The organism is Nonomuraea sp. NEAU-A123, assembly GCF_018603905.1.
In the GTDB taxonomy this organism is placed as follows: domain Bacteria; phylum Actinomycetota; class Actinomycetes; order Streptosporangiales; family Streptosporangiaceae; genus Nonomuraea.
The window spans coordinates 1-20871 of sequence record NZ_JAHFZZ010000030.1; the positions used below are offsets into that span (position 1 = coordinate 1).

The 20871-nt window shown below is 65.2% G+C and carries 17 protein-coding genes, 1 tRNA gene and 1 pseudogene; 13 read left to right on the forward strand and 6 right to left on the reverse strand.

Translation table 11 applies throughout. From position 1 onward, the window contains the following. The first annotated feature begins 207 nt into the window (after nucleotides 1–207). From KLK06_RS51385 to KLK06_RS62775, 3 genes are all read left to right on the forward strand, one after another. Nucleotides 208–900 carry a tetratricopeptide repeat protein gene (locus KLK06_RS51385; protein ID WP_214643179.1) on the forward strand — a complete coding sequence of 231 codons (693 nt, stop codon included), beginning with the start codon at nucleotides 208–210 and terminating at the stop codon, nucleotides 898–900. 261 nt (nucleotides 901–1161) lie between these two features. Further along, nucleotides 1162–1578 carry a hypothetical protein gene (locus tag KLK06_RS51390; RefSeq protein WP_214643180.1) on the forward strand — a complete coding sequence of 139 codons (417 nt, stop codon included), beginning with the start codon at nucleotides 1162–1164 and terminating at the stop codon, nucleotides 1576–1578. A gap of 26 nt (nucleotides 1579–1604) precedes the next feature. Beyond that, nucleotides 1605–3527, forward strand: a complete 1923-nt coding sequence (locus tag KLK06_RS62775; RefSeq protein WP_214643181.1) for a tetratricopeptide repeat protein — start codon at nucleotides 1605–1607, stop codon at nucleotides 3525–3527. Between the two features lie 1078 nt (nucleotides 3528–4605). Here the strand turns inward: KLK06_RS62775 and KLK06_RS51400 are convergent. Further along, complete coding sequence (locus tag KLK06_RS51400; protein ID WP_308168846.1) at nucleotides 4606–5667, reverse strand: transposase; 1062 nt, start codon at nucleotides 5665–5667, stop codon at nucleotides 4606–4608. Between the two features lie 20 nt (nucleotides 5668–5687). Then, nucleotides 5688–6218: a transposase family protein gene (locus KLK06_RS51405; protein WP_214643183.1), complete on the reverse strand. Its 531-nt coding sequence runs from the start codon at nucleotides 6216–6218 to the stop codon at nucleotides 5688–5690. 318 nt (nucleotides 6219–6536) lie between these two features. Here KLK06_RS51405 and KLK06_RS51410 point away from each other — a divergent pair, with 318 nt between their 5' ends. The 6 genes from KLK06_RS51410 to KLK06_RS51435 all read left to right on the forward strand — a co-directional run bounded on the left by KLK06_RS51410 (nucleotide 6537) and on the right by KLK06_RS51435 (nucleotide 14075). Further along, nucleotides 6537–7283: a BTAD domain-containing putative transcriptional regulator gene (locus KLK06_RS51410; RefSeq protein ID WP_214643184.1), complete on the forward strand. Its 747-nt coding sequence runs from the start codon at nucleotides 6537–6539 to the stop codon at nucleotides 7281–7283. 358 nt (nucleotides 7284–7641) lie between these two features. Beyond that, complete coding sequence (locus KLK06_RS51415) at nucleotides 7642–10026, forward strand: hypothetical protein (protein WP_214643185.1); 2385 nt, start codon at nucleotides 7642–7644, stop codon at nucleotides 10024–10026. Continuing rightward, the gene (locus KLK06_RS51420; protein WP_214643186.1) at nucleotides 10019–11290 is read left to right on the forward strand and encodes a hypothetical protein; all 1272 of its coding nucleotides are present in this window, start codon (nucleotides 10019–10021) and stop codon (nucleotides 11288–11290) included. Before KLK06_RS51415 ends, KLK06_RS51420 begins: the two co-directional genes overlap by 8 nt. A 15-nt stretch (nucleotides 11291–11305) precedes the next feature. After that, nucleotides 11306–11662, forward strand: coding sequence for a hypothetical protein (locus KLK06_RS51425; RefSeq protein ID WP_214643187.1), 357 nt, complete (start codon nucleotides 11306–11308; stop codon nucleotides 11660–11662). A 13-nt stretch (nucleotides 11663–11675) separates the two neighbouring features. After that, nucleotides 11676–12851 carry a hypothetical protein gene (locus KLK06_RS51430; RefSeq protein ID WP_214643188.1) on the forward strand — a complete coding sequence of 392 codons (1176 nt, stop codon included), beginning with the start codon at nucleotides 11676–11678 and terminating at the stop codon, nucleotides 12849–12851. An 18-nt stretch (nucleotides 12852–12869) separates the two neighbouring features. Next, nucleotides 12870–14075: a hypothetical protein gene (locus KLK06_RS51435; RefSeq protein WP_214643189.1), complete on the forward strand. Its 1206-nt coding sequence runs from the start codon at nucleotides 12870–12872 to the stop codon at nucleotides 14073–14075. Here KLK06_RS51435 and KLK06_RS51440 read toward each other — a convergent pair. After that, nucleotides 14060–14320, reverse strand: a complete 261-nt coding sequence (locus KLK06_RS51440) for a hypothetical protein (protein ID WP_214643190.1) — start codon at nucleotides 14318–14320, stop codon at nucleotides 14060–14062. The genes KLK06_RS51435 and KLK06_RS51440 overlap by 16 nt on opposite strands. Nucleotides 14321–15187: 867 nt before the next feature. Between KLK06_RS51440 and KLK06_RS51445 the strand changes: the two genes are divergently transcribed. Then, nucleotides 15188–15251, forward strand: a tRNA-Thr gene (locus KLK06_RS51445). Between the two features lie 632 nt (nucleotides 15252–15883). Here KLK06_RS51445 and KLK06_RS51450 read toward each other — a convergent pair. Together KLK06_RS51450 and KLK06_RS51455 are read right to left on the reverse strand one after the other, a co-directional pair. After that, entirely contained in the window at nucleotides 15884–16468 is a 585-nt protein-coding gene (locus KLK06_RS51450) for a hypothetical protein (RefSeq protein ID WP_214643191.1), read from the reverse strand. Further along, complete coding sequence (locus KLK06_RS51455) at nucleotides 16465–17148, reverse strand: SigE family RNA polymerase sigma factor (RefSeq protein WP_214643192.1); 684 nt, start codon at nucleotides 17146–17148, stop codon at nucleotides 16465–16467. Before KLK06_RS51455 ends, KLK06_RS51450 begins: the two co-directional genes overlap by 4 nt. A gap of 443 nt (nucleotides 17149–17591) precedes the next feature. Here KLK06_RS51455 and KLK06_RS51460 point away from each other — a divergent pair, with 443 nt between their 5' ends. Then, on the forward strand, nucleotides 17592–18131 hold the full coding sequence (locus tag KLK06_RS51460; protein WP_214643193.1) for a 2'-5' RNA ligase family protein: 540 nt from the start codon (nucleotides 17592–17594) through the stop codon (nucleotides 18129–18131). Between the two features lie 81 nt (nucleotides 18132–18212). On the opposite strand, the gene KLK06_RS51465 is transcribed toward KLK06_RS51460, so the two are convergent. Beyond that, on the reverse strand, nucleotides 18213–18767 hold the full coding sequence (locus KLK06_RS51465) for a helix-turn-helix domain-containing protein (protein WP_214643194.1): 555 nt from the start codon (nucleotides 18765–18767) through the stop codon (nucleotides 18213–18215). Between the two features lie 741 nt (nucleotides 18768–19508). Between KLK06_RS51465 and KLK06_RS51470 the strand changes: the two genes are divergently transcribed. Then, a complete protein-coding gene (locus KLK06_RS51470; RefSeq protein ID WP_214643195.1) occupies nucleotides 19509–20363 on the forward strand; it encodes a CPBP family intramembrane glutamic endopeptidase in 855 nt (284 codons plus the stop codon). After that, nucleotides 20364–20789 (forward strand): annotated as a pseudogene (locus KLK06_RS60950) (hypothetical protein); the annotation flags it as partial. Between the last annotated feature and the right edge of the window lie 82 nt (nucleotides 20790–20871).

Below are 20871 nucleotides of genomic sequence, written 5' to 3' on the forward strand. Positions count from 1 at the left end.
ATCGAGAACATCAACAGCTTCCGCGTCCAGCTGTCCCAATGGTCTCACCAGGGCTACCTCAACAAGATCGGACCAGCCCTCTACGGCCCCCTGCCCACCAGCACTTAAGCCTTTGTCAGCAGGCTCTTAGAAAACGCGCTACCGGACGATCCGGAACTCGCAGCAACTTGGCCACGCTATGCACGATTGCTCTCTCACGCACGCTTCGTGCTGACCGCCCAAGCCAACGGTATGCGCAAAATCGCCCGCTATCTCGGTGTGAGCGGCGACTACCGCACCGCCAAAGCTCTCTACCGGAAAATTCTTGACAACACTTGGGCGAACCTGGGATCCGAGCACCCCGTCACTTTGACCGCACGGTCCAATCTTGCGCGCTGGACGGGATGGGCGGGCGACGCCACCGCAGCTCGGGACCAGCTCGCCGCCCTGCTCCCCGTCGAGGAACGCGTGCTCGGTGCTGAACACGCCCAAACCCTTCTCACTCGCCATAATCTTGCGCGCTGGACAGGGGATGCGGGGGATGCGGTAGCCGCTCGTGACCAGTTCGCTGCCCTGCTCCCCATCCGCGAACGCGTACTCGGTGCCGAGCACCCCTCCACGCTGGCCACCCGGCATAACCTCGCGCGCTGGACAGGACAGGCGGGGGATGCGGTAGCCGCCCGTAACCAGCTCATCGCCCTGCTCCCCATCCGCGAACGCGTACTCGGTGCCGAGCACCCCGACACGCTCGCCACCCGCCACGAGCTTGCACGTTGGATGGGATGGGCGGGCGACGCGGCAGCCGCTCGCGATCAGCTCACTGCCCTGCTCCCCGTTCGGCAGTGCGTGTCAGGCGTTAATCATCCCGACACTCGAAGCATCCGGGCCGACCTCGCCCACTGGACGGATCACGCACCGTAAAAGAGAGGGCTCGGCCTTTCCTCTGTGTCGTATTTTCCCAACTACCAAACTCCACTGGGAAAATACGACACAGTCGAATACGTCACGCCACCAGTCTTCTGTGCAGTATTGCATCGGATGCGACTATTGCGCTTTGCGTTCGTATTGCATCGGGTGCGGGTCTGATTCGGGGACATCCCTGGGCATGTCCAGCAATCGCCTGCCGCGCCTGTCCGTGCGGCGTACGATCGGCTCACCCGTCGAGGTGGACCGGAGGGGCGTATGGATGTCTCTGCTGTGGTGGCGTTGGCGATGCCGTACGTGAGCGCGGCGATCGGCGCCTACGGGAATGCGGTGCTGAACAAGGCGCAGGATGTGGCCGCCGATGAGACGGTCGGCCTGGGGCGCCGGCTGCTGCAGCGCATCTGGCAACGGCCGGAAAGCCAGGCCGAGCTGGAGAGCGCGGTGGCCGACCGGGTCCAGGCGCCAGACGATGACGACAGCCTGGCCGCACTACGGTTACAGATCAAGAAGGCGCTCGCGGCCGACCCGGCGCTGGCCAAGGAGTTCGCCGACATGCTCGGCCCGGCCGCCGCTCCGGCGGCGGTGACGGTGAGCGCGGTCGGTGAGCGGGCGGTGGCCGCGGGAACCAACACCGGCATCATCCAGACCGGCGACAAAGCCCGCGCCGACCGGTGAGCATCCCCCCGCCGGATCACTCCTGTGTGTCCGCCCACGGGCCACGCGCGGTCAGCGTGGGCGGGAGCAACCCAGGTATCATCCAGACCGGCGATAACGCCTCGGCGACCATCGTGCAGCCGACCGGCCCGGCCCCGCAGGCCCTGGCCGGTCTGCCGGCCGCGCCGGTCGGCTTCGTCGGCCGCACCGACGCTCTGGAACAGATACTGGCGTTCCTGAACCCTGCAGGCCGGGGATGGCCGGGGGTGGTGGTGTCGGCGGTGGCGGGGATGGCCGGGGTCGGCAAGACCGCGCTCACGCTGGTAGCCGCCCACCAGGCAATGACCCAGGGCTGGTTCGGCGTCGGGGTGTTCTTCATCGACATGCGCAGCTACACCCCCGACCCCGGCGAACGCGTCTCCGCCACAGCCGCGGCCGGGCAACTGCTGCGCGCGATGGGCATCCGCGACACCGACCTGCCACCCACCGGCGATGAGCAGCTGGGCTTGTACCAGTCGGTGCTGGCCGACCGAGCCGGCGAGGGGATGCCGGTGCTGGTGGTGGCCGACAACGCCGCCGTCTCTGGCCAGGTCGAGCCGCTGCTGCCGGCCCAGCCGTGTCACCGGCTGCTGATCACCTCCCGGCACACCCTGACCCTGCCCGCCCACCTGGTCGACCTGGCCGTCCTGCCCGAAGCCGACGCGGTCGACCTGCTGCGCACCGCGCTACAGGCGGGGCGGGCCGATCCACGCGCCGGCGCCGAGCCCGAACCCGTGGCGAAGATCGCCCGACTGTGCGGACGGCTGCCGCTGGCGTTGCAGATCATCGCCGCTCTGCTGCGCGCCGAACCCGACCGGCCGCTGGCCGAGATGGCAGCCGAGATGGCCGACGCCCAGCAGCGGCTGGACGCCCTCGACAGCGGCGACCGGGACCAGCATGGCCGCCCGCTGGCGGTCCGGGCCGCGTTCGACCTGTCCTACCAGCACCTGCTCGTCGACCAGCCCGAACAGGCTCGGCTATTTCGGATGCTGCCGCTCAACCCTGGCCCGGACATCTCTCTCCCGGCCGCCGCCGCCCTGACCAGCGCTCCGGAGCCGGTGGTGCGCCGGCAGCTGGCCGCGCTGGCCCGGGCGCACCTGCTCACCATCCCGATCACCGGCCGGTGGAGCATGCACGACCTGGTCCGCCTGTACGCCGACCAACACGGCGTCAGCCCGGCAGCTGACGACCAACGTGAGCAGGCGCTGGACCGGCTGCTGTATTACTACCTAGCTACGGCCGAGGCCGCCAACGACCACCTGCAGGCCCTGCCCGGCCAGCCCGTCCCGGACCACTTCACCGGACGAGACGATGCCATGGCCTGGTTCGACACTGAACGCGCCAATCTAGTCGCTGCCGTCACTCTCGCCCAAGCCACCGCACGCCACCACATTGCCCACCTTCTGCCAGCGCGCCTGAACGTCTACCTGCACTGGCGACGCGCCCTCGACGATCTTCTGACCGTCAACACCATCGCGGCGACCGCGAGCACCCGCCTCGGCGACCGCCACGGTGAAGGCACGGCGCTGAACAACCTCGGCGTCGCCCTGCGCCAGGTGCGGCGCTTTGACGAGGCCATCACCGCCCTCCAGGACGCCGCCACCATCTACCCCGACCTCGGCGACCGCCACGGTGAAGGCACGGCGCTGAACAACCTCGGCGTCGCCCTGCGCCAGGTGCGGCGCTTTGACGAGGCCATCACCGCCCACCAAGACGCCGCCACCATCTCCCGCCAGCTCGGCGACCGCCACAGCGATGGCCTAGCGCTGACCAACCTCGGCCTCGCCCTATGCGAGATACGGCGCTTTGACGAGGCCATCATCGCGTTCAAGCAGGCCAAGTCGATGTTCGACTTCACGAAGGATGATCACAGCCGTGCTATCGTGCAGGCCAACCTCACAGAGACCGAGCGGCGACAAGCTGGCGGGTGATGCACGGCGCCACGTCAACCACCCCGACGAGCTACAAGACGAATACGACACAGTTGAATACGTCACGGTGCCGGTCTCATGCTCAATGATCTTGTCGTTGGTGTTTTGGTCGGTACGGCTTCGCTTTCATCTGAGCCTTGATCCCCGATGGTTTTATTGGCCACCGGCGTAGAGGAAACGCTGTAGCGGATCGCCGAGCGCCCACGTCCCGTTCACCCGGGTCACGATGCGTCGGAGGCCTCCCTCTGCGACCGCAAGCGAGTGCGCGAGCCGCTACGACGCCTCAGGGCTACATGCGGATACCGAGCGAGACTCGGCATGGCTCGGAGGCCCGGCCCTCGCATCCCCATCGAGCAGATCGGCGGCCGGTGAATCGAGCCCGATCACATTCGATCAAGGAAGTGCGATGAGAGTGCGACGTACTCGTGTTACTGACGCGTATTGTCGAACACTCGCAAGCATTCACTAGCACTCTGACCTGTATTTTAGTGCGATGACGTCGCTACTTAACGTCTCTGTATGTGTCTTGTAAACAGAAGGTCAGGGGTTCGATTCCCCTCGTCGGCTCTACAAGAGGAAGCCCTTGAACAGGCGTTATGCCGTCAGGGGCTTTCTGTTTGTCAGGACAATGTTGAGATCTTGTTAACACCTTTGCTAACACGGTGGCTCCTGGGTGGCTCCCATCTATCCGCCGACGGCCTTTGCGAAGATGTCAGCAGCGGTGGCCGCCTGTTCGTGGATGACGTGGACGTACACCCGAAGGGCGATCGCCGGGTCGGAATGGCCGAGGCGGGGCCGCGACGACATGGACGGGGGACGCTGGCCAGGAGCAGGGTCGTCGCGTGGATATGGCGGAGATCGTGAGTGCGCCGTGAGGCGCTGTGAGTTGAGTGGAGGTGAAAGACCTTCACCGCTGCCCCTGTCGCAGCAGGGAGGCGGAGCTGAGGGCAGCCTGATCCGGGTGGTGCCGGGGAGGGCGGGAGCAGCCCTGACAACGCCGGGACGGGCCAGTACTGCCAGATGGTGTCAACGACGCTCGAATCCTGGATCAGGCACAGATTTCGTGATCGGACCCTGGTCAGTCAGTCAGCAGGATGCGTTTGCGCAGGAGATCGGGGTTGGCGCGGCCGTACATCTGCCGCTTGAGCATCTTGGTCCGGTTGACGTGCCCTTCGACGGGCCCGGAGCTGTAGGGCAGGGTGAGCCCGGCGGTGACGGCGTCTTGGTCCCGGCGTAATCCGGTCACAAAGGAGTGCAGCTCAGGCAGGTCGTCGTTGAGAACGGCGGTCATCCACGTCTCCAAGTTCTGGCCCTGGCGGTGCATCATCATCTCGGCGAACTGACGCACACGCAGCCGAAGCATCGCCAGCTGAGGGCAGGCGGTGGCGAGCACCTGGAGCCGGCGGTTCTCCTCAGGGTCGAGATTGGCGGGGTTGCGCAGGAACCAGCCGGTGACCTGCCGGACCGTGGGCGGCCGCGATGGCGTCGGCGCGGGAGGCGTTCCGTCGCGCCAGGGACGGACGTACTGGCGGACGGTGGTGCCGCTGCCGCAATAGCCCAGAGCCTGCAGTTCCCGGTAGAGGAGTTCAGCGTTGGTGCATCCCTCGGCCCAGCGTCTGCGCAGGTAGGAGTCGTAGGCTCCCAGGTTCTTAGGCCGCCAGCCGGTACCGGCGTGAACGAGCAGGTCCTCGGGATTGGCGGCACGAGCGAAGCGCCGGACGGTGTTGCGGCCCAGGGACAGCAGGCGAGCGATCTCCCGCAGTCCCTGGCCTTGTTCGAGCAAGGCGTGAACGGCGGCATGCCGCTCGCGGGTTCGCATGGCGATGCGGTCCTGACGGTCGGCGGGCGAGCGAGGCGGAGCGGACGGCGCCGCAGGTGGCGAGGTGTCGGTGCGAGTGCTGGGCGCGGCGATCAGGGCTTGCAGGTGGTGGCGGTGGCGGGTGACGGCGCGTTCGACGGCCTCGCCGAGGTTGCGCCAGATGTGCCAGCGGTCCGCGACTTGGGTCGCGTGCGGCGCGCCCCGGGCGATGCCCTCGGCATAGGCACCGGCTCGGTCACGGCAGACGACCTCGACCCCGGGATGCGCACGAAGCCACGCTGCGAGGGTGTCGGCCGTCCGGTCGGCCAGCACGTCCACCACGGTGCTGGTGGAGATATCGATCAGGATCGTGCCGTAGGAGTGCCCCGCCGCAGAGCGAAGTCGTCCACGCCGAGCACCCGCGGACCGGCTTGGAGGGCCGGGTCGGGCAACGCGCGGATCAGCCTGATCAGCGTCATCCGGCTCACCGAGGCCGCCAGCCGGTCGGCGAGCCGGGCTCCGGCCCGGCCGCCCAGCGCCAGCGCGATCGCCTGCAACGCCCTCGCCGCCCGGATGCTGCGGCGGCCGTATCGGACGGTCAGCCCCGGAACCTGCTCAGCGAACGTCGCCTTTGTGCACGTGGAGGTGCGGCAGAAGAACCGGTGCACTCGCAGGTGAACGAGCACCTCCTGGCCCCCGACCGCAGTATCGGACAGCCGCCGTACATAGTGGCTGTGCACTCGCTGCGACGGCGTTCCACAAGCCGGGCAGGCGGCCTTCACGGTGCCAGTCCTGGCCCGGACCTGCACTGTGGCTCCCGACCGGAACACCTCGTCGACGCACACACCTGCCAAGTGAGGAAACAAGACGGCGAGCAGCTCCTTGATCAACACGCTGCAGATGTTGGTAATCAAGGAGTCGGCTACCGGCCGGAACGCCCGAATCGTGATCTACGCAACGGGTCCGATCACGGAAAGTGTGCCTGATCCAGTATTCACGTGTCGTCGACACCGAATGTTGGGTTCGGCTCAGCGTCCGGCTAGTCAGCCGGATGTGGTGTCGGTCGCCGTGGTGCTGGCGTCCATGGCCGTCAGCGCTTGGGCCGCGCGTTCCCCGTACGCCGTACCCTCGATCGGGTGCCGCCGCGGTGACGTCTGGGTGACATGCTCGAGGAAAATCGGTCTTAACGTCTCGAAGCGCCGGAGAGGGCCATGGCCTACAACGGAGCACGAATCGACACGAGCGCAACTGACGCAGTGTGTATAACGCTCACCGGCGAGTTCGAGCTGACTGTGGCAGACCGTCGGCTCGCGCTTCCACGTGGTGTCGAGCGGGTGCTGGCCTATCTGGCGCTGATGGAGCATCCCGTGAGCCGAACGGCTCTGGCAGGTGCTCTTTGGTTCGATACGTCTGCGCAGCGGGCGGCGAACAATCTGCGCACCACCTTGTGGCGTCTTAGCCGCGTCGGCGTTCGAGTATTGTCTGCCGCTCCCGACCGGCTCGGTTTGTCGTTGAACGTGAGGGTTGATGTCACGGAACTGTCCAGGCTCTCGCAGCGGCTAATTCACGAGGCCAATACGGACGATCTGAGCCGTCTCCCACTGCTTGTTAGGCACGCCGAGCTTCTGCCGGACTGGGATGATCCATGGGTGGTGGCAGACCGGGAGCGGTTCCGACTCCTCCGCTTGGAAGCACTGGAACACGCGGCATCGGCACTGATCGAACGGAACCACCTCGGGGATGCTCTAATTGCAGCTCTGGCCTCGGTCCGGGCGGAGCCTCTTCGCGAAAGCAGCCGTCGCCTGGCAATACGGGTGCACATCTCGGAGGGGAACGTTGTTGAGGCCCTCCGGTCATACCGCGAGTACCAGGCGCTGCTTTGGGAAGAGCTTGGGATCGAGCCGTCTGGCCTCATGCAGCAGCTGATTGAACCCCTGACCGTCCGGAGCGGGGAGTGACGCCAGCGTGCCGCGTCGGTGCCTTCCTCAGAGCAGGCTCCCCGACGTGGGACTTTCCGCCGGCACACGGCATGAGGTAGCTGTTGTTCGCGTCGAGGTTCGCGACACGAACGACGCAGCACTGCTGATTGAGCTACTCGAGGTGGGACACGAACACGGCCGCGACAAGCTACTCGGCCGGACTACGAACGCGGCGAGCGCCTGTCACATTCTCGAACAATGGCTCCTCACACTCGCCTGCGGACTCGATCGGCCATCTACTGCCGAAGACACTGGGGTGTCGGATGAGTGACGTCAGAGAGACGGTCCGGAACGCCGCGCAAGACATCCTTATCGGACTTCAAGGTGAGGAATGAGTATGAGCTCGCTTCCCCATGGCGACGCTGCCACGGTCTCCGGTCCCTGGCAGCCAGAAACGCCATTCCTCGGCCTCGCCCCCGCTGAGCCATCGCTGCGGTTGGGTATGGCGCAGACAGGCCCGTCGTCACCGATGGGCCAGTCGACGACGGAGGCCCCGTTCGTGGCCGAATACCGCCTGGGCGACGAGGTCGTCGACCTCGGCGCTGCCGAGGCTCGGGCCTTCTTTTCCGAGCTGCTCGACCCGGAGTTCGACGAGGCGATGGAGGAGCTGCTCAATGAGGCGGAGACCGAGGTCGAGAGACTCGGGACCGACGAATCAGCGACCGGGGCCTCTCGGGCCGAACGTCTGCTGGAGCGGTGGATCGAACCCCTTCGCTCGGAGGCCGAAGGCCTCTTCGAGCGGATGGCTTATGGCCTCGACACTGCACAGGTCGGCGCGTTGAGCGAAACCGAGTTGGATAAGCTCCTCCAGCGATACGAGCCGCGCGAGACCGACCTACCGCCGGTGTTCGAGAACTTTCTGGGCAAGCTTTGGAAGAAGGCGAAGGGAGCGGTCAAGGGAGCGGTCAGGCTGGCCAAGAAGATCTCGACGCTGATGCCAATCGGATTGATTCTGCGCAGGCTGGCCGGACTTGTCCGGCCACTGTTCAAACGCTTCGTGAACATGGCCCAGGACAAGCTGTCTCCGGCACTTCGGCCGTACGGAGCGATATTGGCGAAGAAGTTCACCGGCGAGCTGGCAGAGTTCGAGGAGCTCGGCCGTGTGCCGGCCGCCGCCGACACACGGGTGCTGCAGCTCGGCTTCGACTCCGAGATCACGGAGCTGTTCTTCGCCCCAGATGAGTTCGCGCAGGAAGAACTGGTCACCGAGGCCATCGTCGCCAGCGCAGCAGAAATCGATATCCTGGGCGAACTCGACGACGCACGTGCCAGGTTTTTGACGCAGTTCCAGGCCCTGGAGGCGGGAGAGGACCCGACGCCGGTAGTGGAGGAATTCCTACCGGCGGTGCTGCCTGCGCTGCGGATCGGTATACGGATGGCGGGTCGCCCGAAAGTCGTCTCGTTCCTGGCCCGCTATTTGGGCCGACTCATCGCACCCTACGTGGGGCCTCAGATCGCACCCGCGCTCTCACAGGCGATCGTCGACGCCGGACTGCGACTCATGACACTAGAGAGCCCTGCCGAACCCACGCCAGGCATCGCGGGCGAGGCATTTGCGAACGCGATAGAGGACACCGTCCGCCGGGTCAGCGAGCTAGCGGCTGACGAACTCGAGGACGAGCTCACGCTCGAGACGGTGGCTTATGAAGGTTTCCAAGAGGCTGTCGCAGCCAACTTCCCGATCGGGATGCTCGATCCGGCGAGCGAGTACCTCGAAACATCCCAACCAGCGGGAACCTGGGTTTCTATGCCGCGCGGTGGACACACGCGTTACCGCAAGCACACCGGCGAATTTCCAGTCACCGTAACGGTGCAGGCAGCAAATGCGATCCGCACCTTCGGCGGCCGCACTCTCGGCGCGTTCCTTCGCGATCAGCTAGGACGCACTGGCGTCGTTCACGGGCGCCTGCACCTCTACCAAGCCGTGCCAGGCACGCGGATCGGACGAATCCTGCGCGCCGAGCGTCGGTCCGGCAGGACAGGTCGGAGCAGCGAACGCATCGCCGTCCATCCGCTGACGCGTGAGGCTGCAGGCATCCTGCTCGGCGAGCCCGGCCTGGGACGCGAGGTGGATGAGGCATCCTTTGTCCAGCCTGAACCGTTGGCCGTCGGTGAACGCCTGTACTACCTGGAGGTGCCTGGAGCCCGGCCCCATGCGGGGCGTTCCAGCAGCGCCAGCATGATGCTCGACCTACGGGCGAGGGAGATCCGCCTCACGCTTAATCTCAGCGAGTCCGACGCCCAAACCATCGCGGTACGACTGCGCCGTAAAGAGCCTCTCGGGGCCGCCCTGGCCGCGCTGCGCCGAATCTACCGGCCCGCGATTCGGACCGCGCTCGCCAACCCGCGTGGCCAGATTCGCATCATTCGCGAAGAACCCGAGCCTCAGGACCTCGTCAGTGGAATGTTTCAGCTGGCCCGATCGCCGTCGCTGCTGCTGGCCAACGCAATCGAGCGGTGGACCGGGCGTGCCCTCGGTGTCGAGCTAGCCCGGCAGCGCGACGCGTTCGCCGCTGCCACAGCTGAAGACTCCGACGGTGTAACGCTCCTGGTCAGCCTGTCTGATCCGCCCGGCCTCCAGGCGATCGCCTCTCTCCTCAGCGGCGGAGCCGGCGGTCGCACCGTGCCCGCTGGTCTCTGGTCATTGGCCGACCTGCATGGCCTACTGAATGGCTATCCGCGCGCAGGTGTCCAGATCCGGCCGGGGCACCACCGTGCTTGACGACACGACCGCCCTGCGCCTTCAGGCCACCCGCCAGGTTGCTCACTGGCGGTCGGCAGTCATCGCTCTCGATGACTTCGAAAATTTCGCCTCGGCCTCGGCATGGGCGAATCTCGAGCACCACCTCGATGTGGCGATTCGCGCGCAGCTACGGAGTTCGGTGCAACGCCTCCAAAAAGGCGCCGACGTGCTTCAGGCGGAACTACAAGCTGCCGAGACCATTGCTGACCTCGACCGTGTCCGCCTTCTCGTTGTGCGCTTCCGGCGCAAGTACCTCCAGGTCGAGACGGCGCTCGACTTCTATGGCGACGCTGTCAACACACGGACCAGCCCGAAGACGGGTGCCCTTCTGCGCGCCTGCGACATTCTCGCCGGCCGAAGCCTGGAGCAAGTGCTGCGTCCGCTCGGCCATCTCACACCGCCCATACTTACTTACGTCGACCGCGGTCTTGGCGCCTCCGTCCTCCGCAGCGGACTCCGGCTGTGGGACGGCCGCTCGATCTCCGTCGCCGCCGCGATCAAGGTTACCCGGCATAACCTCGGCGGCGCCCGACCGAGTGCTCTCCTGCATGAAGCCGGACACCAACTGGGCTTCAGCCTCGGGTGGAACGACGAACTAGCCGCCGCATTCCGGCAGGAGTTCCGCCGCGACGCCCCAGATGTGGGCGATGCCTGGGCCAGTTGGTCAAGCGAGATGGCAGGCGACGCATTCGCCTTCGCTCACTCGGGCTACGCAGCCGTCGCGGCCCTACACGACGTGATCGCCGGAGAAGAGCGCCGAATCTGGAGTGTGCCACCAGGCGATCCGCATCCTCCAGCCGGACTACGCGTCGTCGCGAACGTGGCCATGGCACAACAATTCTACGGCGCGGGCCCATGGGATGACCTCGTGCGCTCCTGGACGCTCGCCCACCCGGCCGACCGAGCACCGACCGAAATCCGCGAACTGTACGTGCGCTCAGCCGCGCGGCTGGCACGCATCGTGGAGATCCTTCTCCTCAGACCGATGCGTGCGTTCCAAGGACGCCCGATCACCTCGTTGGTGGACCCGCTCCGGGTCCGACCAGACGAGCTGGCGCGGCTACAGCGCGATGCGGGCACAGCACTCTTCACGTCCCCGCACTGGCTTTGGGAAGAGGCCCTGCGGCTACTGGCCCTGTCGGGCTACCGGGCGGCGACCGAACCCGAGCACGCTACCGAGGTCGCGCAGCAATATGAGGACTGGATGACGCGGCTCGGTCGCGGCACCCAAGTCGCAGCCTGAGCAAAGGAGCGGAAAATGGAAGATCAACAACCCTTGGAAGACCAGACCGATTCTGTGAACCGCAGGTACGAGGAACTTTACGCATGGCTCGACGTTCCCTCACCGGCCAGCGAGTTCATCCCATTCTGGAGCGAGGACTGGCAACGCCCGAAGCCCGAAGAGCCCCAACCGTCTCGGCCGAGCGCGTGGGGTGACCAGAGAAATCTGACCGACGACCTCGATGCCTTCTTCAACCAAGCCGGTGGCCTTGGCGCCCACAGCACCGCAACCGACACCACGACATCGGCAGCACAATCCAAGCCACTGCCCAAGCAGTCACGCCGGCCCTGGAATTGGCACACCAGGCGCCAACCACCAGAAACCAGCGTGTGAGGGAGAGGCTGCCATGTTCCGCCAGATCGCCGCAAGCGTTGGCCGGGATCGGTTGATCAGCGCACCCGCTGGGCTACTCGCATCCCAAATCGAGGCTCTCTGGGCCGCCCGCAGTCGCGCCGCAAACATTCCCAGCTATCCCATCCCGCCGGCAACAGGCCCGATCGCGTTCGCATCGAGAGTTCCAAGAACAAACGTTGTGTGGGATCACCTGATCTACGCCTACCTTGTGGAAAACACCCGCTGCGACGAGATAATCCGACGCGTGATCTTTGAAATCACCCACGGTGAGCGTTTTACCGTGCCGCGAAGGCCGACCACCTACGCGTGGCTTCGCTCGACCGAAGAGCTCTTCTACTCCTTCGGCCAACCCCTGCTCGCCTCTACGACAGTCAGCCAGCTCAGATCCGACCCACGCAAGACGAGGCGGAATGCCTACTTCCGCATGTTCGGTATGGACCTGAACCACGGCACAGACGACGGTGGACCATTCCCCTACGAAAAGGCGGAGATCGCTAACCGGGACTTCATCACCACGTTCGAGCAGTTTCTTCGCGAAACGTGGCGGGCGATTGAGCATTCGCGCAACAGCGCTGGGCCGAACCCGACCGATGCTGGCGTTATCGCGAATCTGGCATTGCGTCTCCAGATCATGCTGAACGAACGCCGAGGTGGCTCTGCTGTGATGCCAAACCTGGCTAGGGAGGAGTTCAGCGCGGTCGCTGTCATGTCCTGGATACACCTCTTAATCGACTTCGACAACGATGTCTTGATCGACCTCCAGGCGCTCGGAACTTCGCCTGAGGAACGGCTTTCGCGTCTAAGCGCACGCGTGGGGATACCTTCGCACGCTCATTCACACAGTTTCTTCATCCTTGCCCCTCTCGTATCACGTCTGTTGATCGCCATTGAGGCAGGTGCGTTCAGCAACACGGCCGGGGCCGAGGTCCTATTCCGGCTACAGCCCACTCCCAGCCGCATCCGCGGCGAGGTACTGGAGATCATCGATCATTGGTCCCGGGTCACCGGTCGCAACCTCAAGGCAATCCCGGTCACCTCGAGCACGGTCGCTGCAACCCGGCAAAACACAACCTCCTCAGCCGCGATCGCCGTTGTCCCACGGCAGGGCATGGCACCCAGTGCGCCGTCGCCGAACAGGAACGGCGGCGTATCCCAAGGAACGCTCTAAGGCCGCGTAGCAGAAACCATGGAGTGGATCATGGCAAATAGCAGGGATATATCAGGAGCGAACCGGCGGTTCGACGCGGCGAATAGCAGTACAGTCTCCACTGGAATGAACGAGGATATGCCCACGCGGGTCGCTGTTACCGAGCACTGGGCCTACCAGGTCGAGACCCCATTCCGGCCGGTCCATGAGATCCTTCAGCTTGTCTCCGATGGTTACGGAGGCACACCCGCCATCAAACAGGAGATCCAGTCAAGCCACAATGAGCCCAAAGAGGAAGGGCTGTTGGACGGGTCCGAGAGTGACGGCGAAGACCTAGATGAGTTCGAGGAAGGTGGCAGACCGGTGAACGCAATACAGCCACCTGAGGACCTCGACTTCGAAGAAATCCTGGCCAGGATCCGCCAAGAGCTTGCTCTGCGATTCACGAACCCCAACGACCCTGGGCTCCTCCAACGCCGACAACGACTGCGTGTCCTCTTTACAAGAGTCCCGCAATCTCATGTAAGACAGCTCCACTCCCGACTCGGGGTCCAACGCACTGGTGACGAACTGTCGGGGCTATTCCACGGGCGATTGGCTTCAGCGACCCGGCACGAGTTGCTGAGGATTCTCCAAGACCGCCTTCTAGCTGGCCAAGACTCCTCGGCCCCACAGGGACAAGCCACCCAGCCGGAAACCTGGGGACCAAGGGACCCCCTGCCTGCCATCGCGCAACAGCGATTCGACTCTGCGCTAATGGCTTTGGAGCAGAAAGTCGCTGCAACATCTGATCCCCGCGCTTGGCGTTACCGCTGCTGGCTCGGCAAGCTCAGAGCCGGCGCCGACGACCGCGTAATCCAGTGGCACCGCATCTGTCCGACAACGACAGGCGCTCAAGGCGCGGCTTTCATGATCGACTGTTCGCCTGGACCGCCGGTCAACCAGGCCGAACTCCAGGCTGCAATCTCGTCGCTACAGGACGTAGAGCAGGCCGGTCGAAAGCTCAGATTCATAACGCATATGCGGTCACAGATTCTCTTTTTCCACGAGATGGCAGGCGAGAATGTCCACATGGACGCCTTCCGCGTCTTTCACGACGAGGTCTGGCTGGCGGAACGAAACCTAAATCTGTGGGCAAACTCGCCGACGGGCGGTAGCTCTGGAATGCCGAGGGCATACCGCTCCATTATGGCTTGGATACGCCAGAAACAGGATGATCCACGCAGCATCTATAGTTGCCTATGAGGGGTGTCGTTAAGGATCAGCGCACCAGGAGCGAAGTTGAGCTCGGCTCCGGCGCGGTTGATCAGCAGAGCGGCGGCGGAGTCTGCTTCGGCGGCGATGCGGGCTGAGGTCTCTTCGCTGAGGCGTACGTAGGCACCGAGGCTGGGCAGGTGTTGGTGGCGGGATTCGGCCTGGAGTTCGGGCGCGGTGCGGCCGACGGCGGCCAGGTGCTGGAGGCGAAGTGCCGCAGCTGGTGCAGGGTCCACCCGTTCCCGTGCGGGTCGTAGGTGGCGGTGGCGGTCCTGAATAGGTACTCGGCGCGTGGGTAGGACAGCCGGCCCCGTCCGATGAGAGGGCAGATGTCGGCATCCGCGTGAGCGCGGCGTCCTTCGGTGGGGGCGCGGCGGTCGGCGGGCCGGACCTTAGGCTCCGGCTGCCCCCGCCATCCCGCACGGAAGAGCGCCCTGACTACGTACAAGTAGAGGATGAAGGGCAGACCATAGACGGCGGCTCACTCCAATTCCCTACGGGCGTCAGATTCACCAGATTGACGAGGTAATCCAGAGTCACGTCGGGGGACAGCGCCAGTGTCACTTCCCCCCAGGAGGGCGCCCGCTGTCAGGCTGGCATGGGCCAGGCGTGGCAGCCATCGCCCGCCGACGGGTCAACAGGCTACTTGGCCTTGCATCGCCAGCCGTCTAGCGTTCGCTGGCGGTGGCGTTATCGGGCCTGAGCTGCTCGAAGGGAGACGGCGGACGTTGGGATCAGGACGGGTAGGCCGCTGGGCAGAGTGCTTGTAGTGGTCGAGCAAGATCAGGCATTCGGCTGCGGCGCTGGCGTACCGCTTGGAGTCCGGCAGACTGTGAAAGCGTACCCAGCAGTCCATAGCGCGGCGAAGTGTCGTAGCAGATGGGCGGACAGTTGGGCCAACGCGACCGCCACAATGCTGACGGCTCCGTTAAGGTAGGGGCCGAGAGTTCTCGGAAAGGCATTCGGTAGGGTAACGCTGGCGGCCTCGCGGCACGATCTTGCTAACAGAGATGCTAACAACTCCCTGAGACGATAACGGATGGCGGTGGATGGCCGGTCCTCTGAAGCAGGGCGTGACCTGGGCATCGTGAGAGCGATGGACAGCCGTGGACGGTCTCGTACTGGCTTGTAAACAGAAGGTCAGGGGTTCGATTCCCCTCGTCGGCTCGCAGGTAGAAGGCCCCTTTCGAGAGTTGGAAGGGGCCTTCTTGATCTCTATAGAGCAGCGTTGTACAGCAACGCAGGCAGTGCTCCTGTCCCTGGCGTCAGATCAGTTCACGCCGAGCTCCTTGCGCATCAGTCTTAGGTAGTCGTCGAACGCCGATGTAAGCGGTCCTTGATCGCACTTTCCATCTGCTCTGAAGAAGGTCATGAGTTCCTTGGTCGCTTTGTCGGCCGCACGATAGGTAGGGGAAGAGGCGAAGATCCGGACGGCTAGAAGCTGGTTGTTCAGTGCATCGAGGTTGTCCGCTTCGAGGTCAGATGGCCAGGGGCTTCCGTCGTATCACCGCGTCGGTGACGAGTAGCAGCGTTTGTCGGTCAGTTTGGACAGCACCTGTGGCGGTGGCGGGCCGGAATTGTCGATGAGAAATAGCAGCGCTGCAGCTTGGTCGCAGGACTGGTGGTGACGGGGCCGCGTTCGTGCCGCTGGTGTTCAGCCCACGCCCCCGCCGCACTTCGTTCAGCACGGCGCCGACCCGCTGCCATGGATCGCCATGACGCTGGCAGGCGGGTGCGGCGGGTACGGCCTGGCTGTGCTGAACAGGCCCAGAGACGGGGGAAAGCGCCCCTCACCGGATCTACCTAGGGAGCTCGGTGCTGCACTGGAGGGTGTCGTCGACGTGGGCCAGGCCGAAGACGGCGCCCAGCTTGCTCGGGCTGTCCGGCAGGTAGTCGGACGTTCTGATCCCAGCGATGATCTTCGTCCCAGGGGGCATAGCCGCCGGATCGACGGTGATCACAACTTGCCCGCCCTCCTCCTTGCTGCTGGACATGACCTTGTCGAAGCCCGGGATGTCGACCGGGGAATTACAGAACTCGTTGATCCGTATGTCAGCCGGGATGCCCGCCTGAGCCAAGGTGCTCTCCAGGGTCGCCGGGTCGAGGGTCTGCTCCTTGGTGAGCTTGACGGTGACCGTACCGTCGGCGTTGCTGTTGACGGAGAAGGCGGCGAGCTGGACGTGCACGCCCGCGGGAGGCCCGTTGACCTGCGGGCCGCCGGTCGCGACGGCCAGCGACAGCCCCCCGGCCACGGCGGCCCCCGCCGCGATCGCCGTGACCTTCCTGCGGCGGCGCGCCCGGCCTGCCGCGACGATCCGCTCAACGGGGGTGTGCATGTGCACGCCCTCCATCGACTCCCTCATGGTGTCGAAGACGTCGTTCATGGTTGGCCCTCCTGAGTGATAGCGGTGGCGAGGTCATTGCGCAGTGTGGCGACGGCCCGTGCCAGGTGTGTGGTGACGGTGCCCGGAGCGATGCCGAGGGTTTTGGCAGTGGCTTCAGTGTCCAGGTCGAGGAAGACCCGCAGCGCCACCACCTCCCGCTGCCGCCTGGGCAGGCGCCGCAGGACCGCCATTAGCGCGGGGTCGATGCCCTGCGCCTGCTGGTGTCCTTCGGTGTCCTGGCCGGCCAGGGCGACCTCACGGCGGCGTCTACGCCACCACGAGACATGGGTGTTGAGCGCGGTGCGTACGACCCAGGCGCGCGGCGCGGGATGCGCCCGCACCTTGCGCCAGGCGCTCCACGCCTGCGCGTAGGCCTCGGCGACCAGGTCCTCGGCCAGGTGCGGGTTCCCGGTGCCGACCAGTACGGCACGCAGGCACGCGTCCCTGCTGTTTCGGTAGAACTCCTCGAACTCCAGTTGCTCCACACCCTCTACACGCCTGGGAGCGTCATCACACTTACCGGAAACCGCAATTGTTCGCGCGTGGATGGAGACGACGATGCCCGGCGTACCGCCGGTGAAGAACCGCAGCAGCATCGGGGTGAGCGCGCCCAGCACGAACAGGGCCGGCCGCACCGCCGCCGGGTCCGCCTCAGCGTCGCGACGCCGAGGAAGGCGCATGCACAGTTGCCGAGCGCATCAATGCTCTCACCGCAAGCCCCCGGGCGCTGTTACTTCTCAGCGACACCGCCTTCCAGCGGAACTTCCATGGCCTTCTGAATGGCTACGGCTCCTGCAAGGCGTGCGTCTCCGAGGCGATCGCTTACTGCCCGCATCTCCGGCGCAACGCCATGGTCGTGACCGCAGGCGACTGCATCCCGCACGGAGTGCGTGCCGATCTCTTTCTGCCCTTGGTGCCGGACCAACACAACGCGGTCGTCCTCCTGAGCGACCGGACCGCGAACTGGCGCTCGCCCGAGAACTGCTGGTCCGATTGAAGAACGTACGGCCCGCCCAGATCGAGCGATGACTGAACCCTTTTGCAGGCTCAGACGGCCTGCGCGATGCGGTGGCTTTCGGTCCTGTGGTTACCGCCATGTGGTGCGGTTTGCGATCATTGGACCATGTCGGACGGCACATCAGGACGCTACCGAGCAGGTGAAACGGCCTTGCTCGCCGTGGTGAAGGAAGCTGAGCCATTGGCCGGGCGCTGGCGACAGCGTTTCGATACCTCCGCCTCGGCCGGGGTCCCCGCCCATGTGACGGTGCTCGTGCCGTTTCTGGACATCGATCGCATCGACGCTGTGGTGATCGACGATCTCGGGGCACTGCTCGGTGAGCACAGCCCGTTCACCGTCCGCTTCGCCAGGTGCCGGCGCTTCCCTGACGTGCTCTACCTCGCGCCGACGCCCGACCAGCCGTTTCGCACGCTGACTGAGGCCGTTGCGGCGCGGTGGCCCGAAGCGCCGCCCTACGGTGGACAGTTCGCGGAGATCATCCCGCACCTGACCGTCGCCCACGGCCAGCAGGCCCACGTTTACGACGAGGTGGAAGCCGCGCTGATCGCAGGGCTGCCAGTCACCGCCAACGTCGCGTCGGTCAGTCTCTTCGTCAGTGACGGCGACCGCTGGCACCAACACGCCGAGTTCCCGCTCCGCGGATGATCTGCCTCGTGCCATGAGGTCCTTGAGACCCTTCTCCCGACTCGGCGGCCGTCGGGGCGGCACGGGTCCGCAGTTCGGTGTTCAATCAGCGTCCGGCACGTGTTCTGTCCTGGGCTTGTCCGGTACGACGACGAGGCTGATGACGTGACGTATGCGGTCGTCATCCCTAGCTTGGCCGACCCGTGCGAGGACCACGCTCTCGATCTCCTCGATCATCGCGGCGAATTCTTCTTCGGTCAGCCACACAGCCGCCTGTCGGTAGACCACGCCGTCCGAGGTGGGATCGGCATCCTCGTGGGCCAGATAGCGGTCGAAATCCGTCAGCAACGATGCCGCGAACGTGGTGTACGCCCGTAGGTGATCCTCCCGCGTCATCGCCGTCCGCGCGGCGGGGTCGACCACCGCCTGCTCCGGGCGTACCCGGTAGCTGCGCTCCACCGTGCCGCGCACCCGTTTCTCCTCCACCACCTCCAGCACGCCCGCGTCGGCCAATACGGCGATGTGCCGATACATCGTCGCCGGTGCGATGTCGGGTAGCCGGTCGCGCAACTGTGCGGTGGTCAGCGGATCAGCGTCGAACAACGCTTGCAGGATGCGCATCCGGACGGGATGCAGGAGAAGGTCTGCGGTTGCCATGGACCAATATTCTCACTTACGATAATGTTCTCAAAGACGAGAACAACGAGAGGTGGGACATGTGGGATGTCGATATGAACAGCCACCGCGGACGATGGACTGTCCCTGGTCGGCACCCTAACCCTGCCCGCGGGTCCCCGGCCCGCACCCGGCCGTCCTGCTGCTGCACGGAAGCGGGCGACTGGACCGCGATGCCAACGCCGGCCGGCTCCGCATAGAGCTCGGCCCGCCACGCTCGCGAATAACAGGATCGCCACACTGGGTTATGGCCGGCGTGGTGTCGACGCCACATCCGGTGACTGGCGCGCGACCGGGTTCGCCAACAACCGGCACGATGCCGCCGCAGCACTACGCGTCCTGACCGGCCGGTCCGACTCCGGTGGTCCGTCGGGGCGCTCCTATCTCCGGCTGCTGTGCCGGTCGATTGACGCCGACCTGCTCGCGCAAGTGGCCGGCTGGCTCGCCCTCCGGCTCCAGGGGTGTCCAGGAGATTCGCCCCGTAGAGCGGACGGGTTCTCCCTGGCGGGACGGAATAGTCACTAATACGACCATTCCGATAGGTCGGGTGACGGCTGGGCGCTACGTCTGGTCAGCGTACTCATTTTCGTTGCTCTCGGGGCTCGCGGCCGGTCGTATCATTCTGCCGCTGATCGTCGAGAATGCTTCAATTGCAGTTTCCGCTCGCCTCCTGTGGAAGGAATCAGGAATTCCTTCATGCGATACCCGTGGAAGGAAGAAGGCATGACCATCTCAACTCCTGTTCGCCAGAAGAGCGGCCTTGCCGCTTTTTGGACGGTCACATTCACGACGAGCTGGGCTCTCTGGCTTATTGCGATCAGACTCGGTGGATCGCCGATGAGTTTCCCCACCGTCGTTCCCTACCTGTTAGGCGGCTTCGGTCCGGTGATCGGCGCGATCGTGGTCCGAGCGGGACGCGCTCGCCGCCGTCAGCCCGCTCCTGCTCATACGGTGCGACTTCGGTTGAGCGCGCGACTGCTCTGGGTGCTGCCCCTGCTGGTGATGGCATCGGCAACCGTGCTGGTAGCCGCGTTGCTCGCGTACCTCCTGGGTGGTCCTGCGGTGAGTTCAACGGCGGGGCAGAGTCTGATCGCGGCCGTCGGCGGACCTGTACCGTTCGTCGTCAGCATGCTGATCGCTGGGCCGTTGGCCGAAGAGCCCGGCTGGCGTGGCACGGCATATCCACGCCTGCGTGCGTCGATGAGCCGCCTGCGGGCCGGCCTGCTGCTGGGTGTCGTCTGGGCGGTATGGCATCTGCCGCTGTTCTTCGTCCACGGGACTGTTCAGGCTGCATTCGGTCTGATCAGCTGGGGTGGGCTGCTGTTCACGATCAGCGTCCTTCCGATGGCGCTGCTGACCGGTTACGCCTATGAGCGTGCTGGGGTTGCGGCGGCAATCGCGGTGCACTTCGGCGTCAACGCGACAATGGCGCTGTTGGGCGTCAGCTCGCCTATGACGCAGGCATTCATCGTGGCGGTGCAGATCATTGTCGCGATCGCGCTGCTTGCCTGGCGGCGCGATCGCCGGGCGGACCTGCCGATTCATGCGGACCCCCAACCCACGCCAGGCCGTCACTAACTCGACGTCCTCACCGCCCAAGCCGCAGACCTGCACCAAGCCCTGAACGCCGGCCTGACCCACATCAATCTCGACGGCATCCTCATCGCCACCGATCGTGTCGCCACCCCGGGCCCCAACGGCGCCGACCTGTGGTGGTCCGGAAAGCACAAACACCACGGCGGCAACATCCACGTCCCGATCAAGAAGAAGACCGGCCAGCACAAGGTGAGCGACGACCAGCACACCTGCAACAAGCTCCTACGAGGCCTGCGCAGAGTCGGTGAACGCGCCAACGCCCTGCTCACCGTCACCTTCAAGGCCCTGCGCGGGGTCAGCCTGGACCCCTGGCGCATCGGCAAGATCACCCGTACCGCTCTTGTCCTGCTCCACTGGGAGCATGACTGGACCATCTCGGCATCACACAACGTGATATTTGCTTACTGACAGTGGCTCGCTGAGAGGCTTACCGAGTGGCGACGGGAGCGTACAAGCTCGGACGCTAACGGACGCCCAGCGACCGTCTTTC

Bases quoted from the DNA above. Each gene is read 5' to 3' on its own strand.
- KLK06_RS51390 (WP_214643180.1), top strand. From the start codon at position 1,162: ATGGATGTCTCTGCTGTGGTGGCGTTGGCGATGCCGTACGTGAGCGCG.
- KLK06_RS51410 (WP_214643184.1), top strand. From the start codon at position 6,537: ATGGCCTACAACGGAGCACGAATCGACACGAGCGCAACTGACGCAGTG.
- KLK06_RS51415 (WP_214643185.1), top strand. From the start codon at position 7,642: ATGAGCTCGCTTCCCCATGGCGACGCTGCCACGGTCTCCGGTCCCTGG.
- KLK06_RS51425 (WP_214643187.1), top strand. From the start codon at position 11,306: ATGGAAGATCAACAACCCTTGGAAGACCAGACCGATTCTGTGAACCGC.
- KLK06_RS51430 (WP_214643188.1), top strand. From the start codon at position 11,676: ATGTTCCGCCAGATCGCCGCAAGCGTTGGCCGGGATCGGTTGATCAGC.
- KLK06_RS51435 (WP_214643189.1), top strand. From the start codon at position 12,870: ATGGAGTGGATCATGGCAAATAGCAGGGATATATCAGGAGCGAACCGG.
- KLK06_RS51450 (WP_214643191.1), bottom strand. From the start codon at position 16,468: ATGAACGACGTCTTCGACACCATGAGGGAGTCGATGGAGGGCGTGCAC.
- KLK06_RS51455 (WP_214643192.1), bottom strand. From the start codon at position 17,148: ATGCGCCTTCCTCGGCGTCGCGACGCTGAGGCGGACCCGGCGGCGGTG.
- KLK06_RS51460 (WP_214643193.1), top strand. From the start codon at position 17,592: ATGTCGGACGGCACATCAGGACGCTACCGAGCAGGTGAAACGGCCTTG.
- KLK06_RS51465 (WP_214643194.1), bottom strand. From the start codon at position 18,767: ATGGCAACCGCAGACCTTCTCCTGCATCCCGTCCGGATGCGCATCCTG.
- KLK06_RS51470 (WP_214643195.1), top strand. From the start codon at position 19,509: ATGACCATCTCAACTCCTGTTCGCCAGAAGAGCGGCCTTGCCGCTTTT.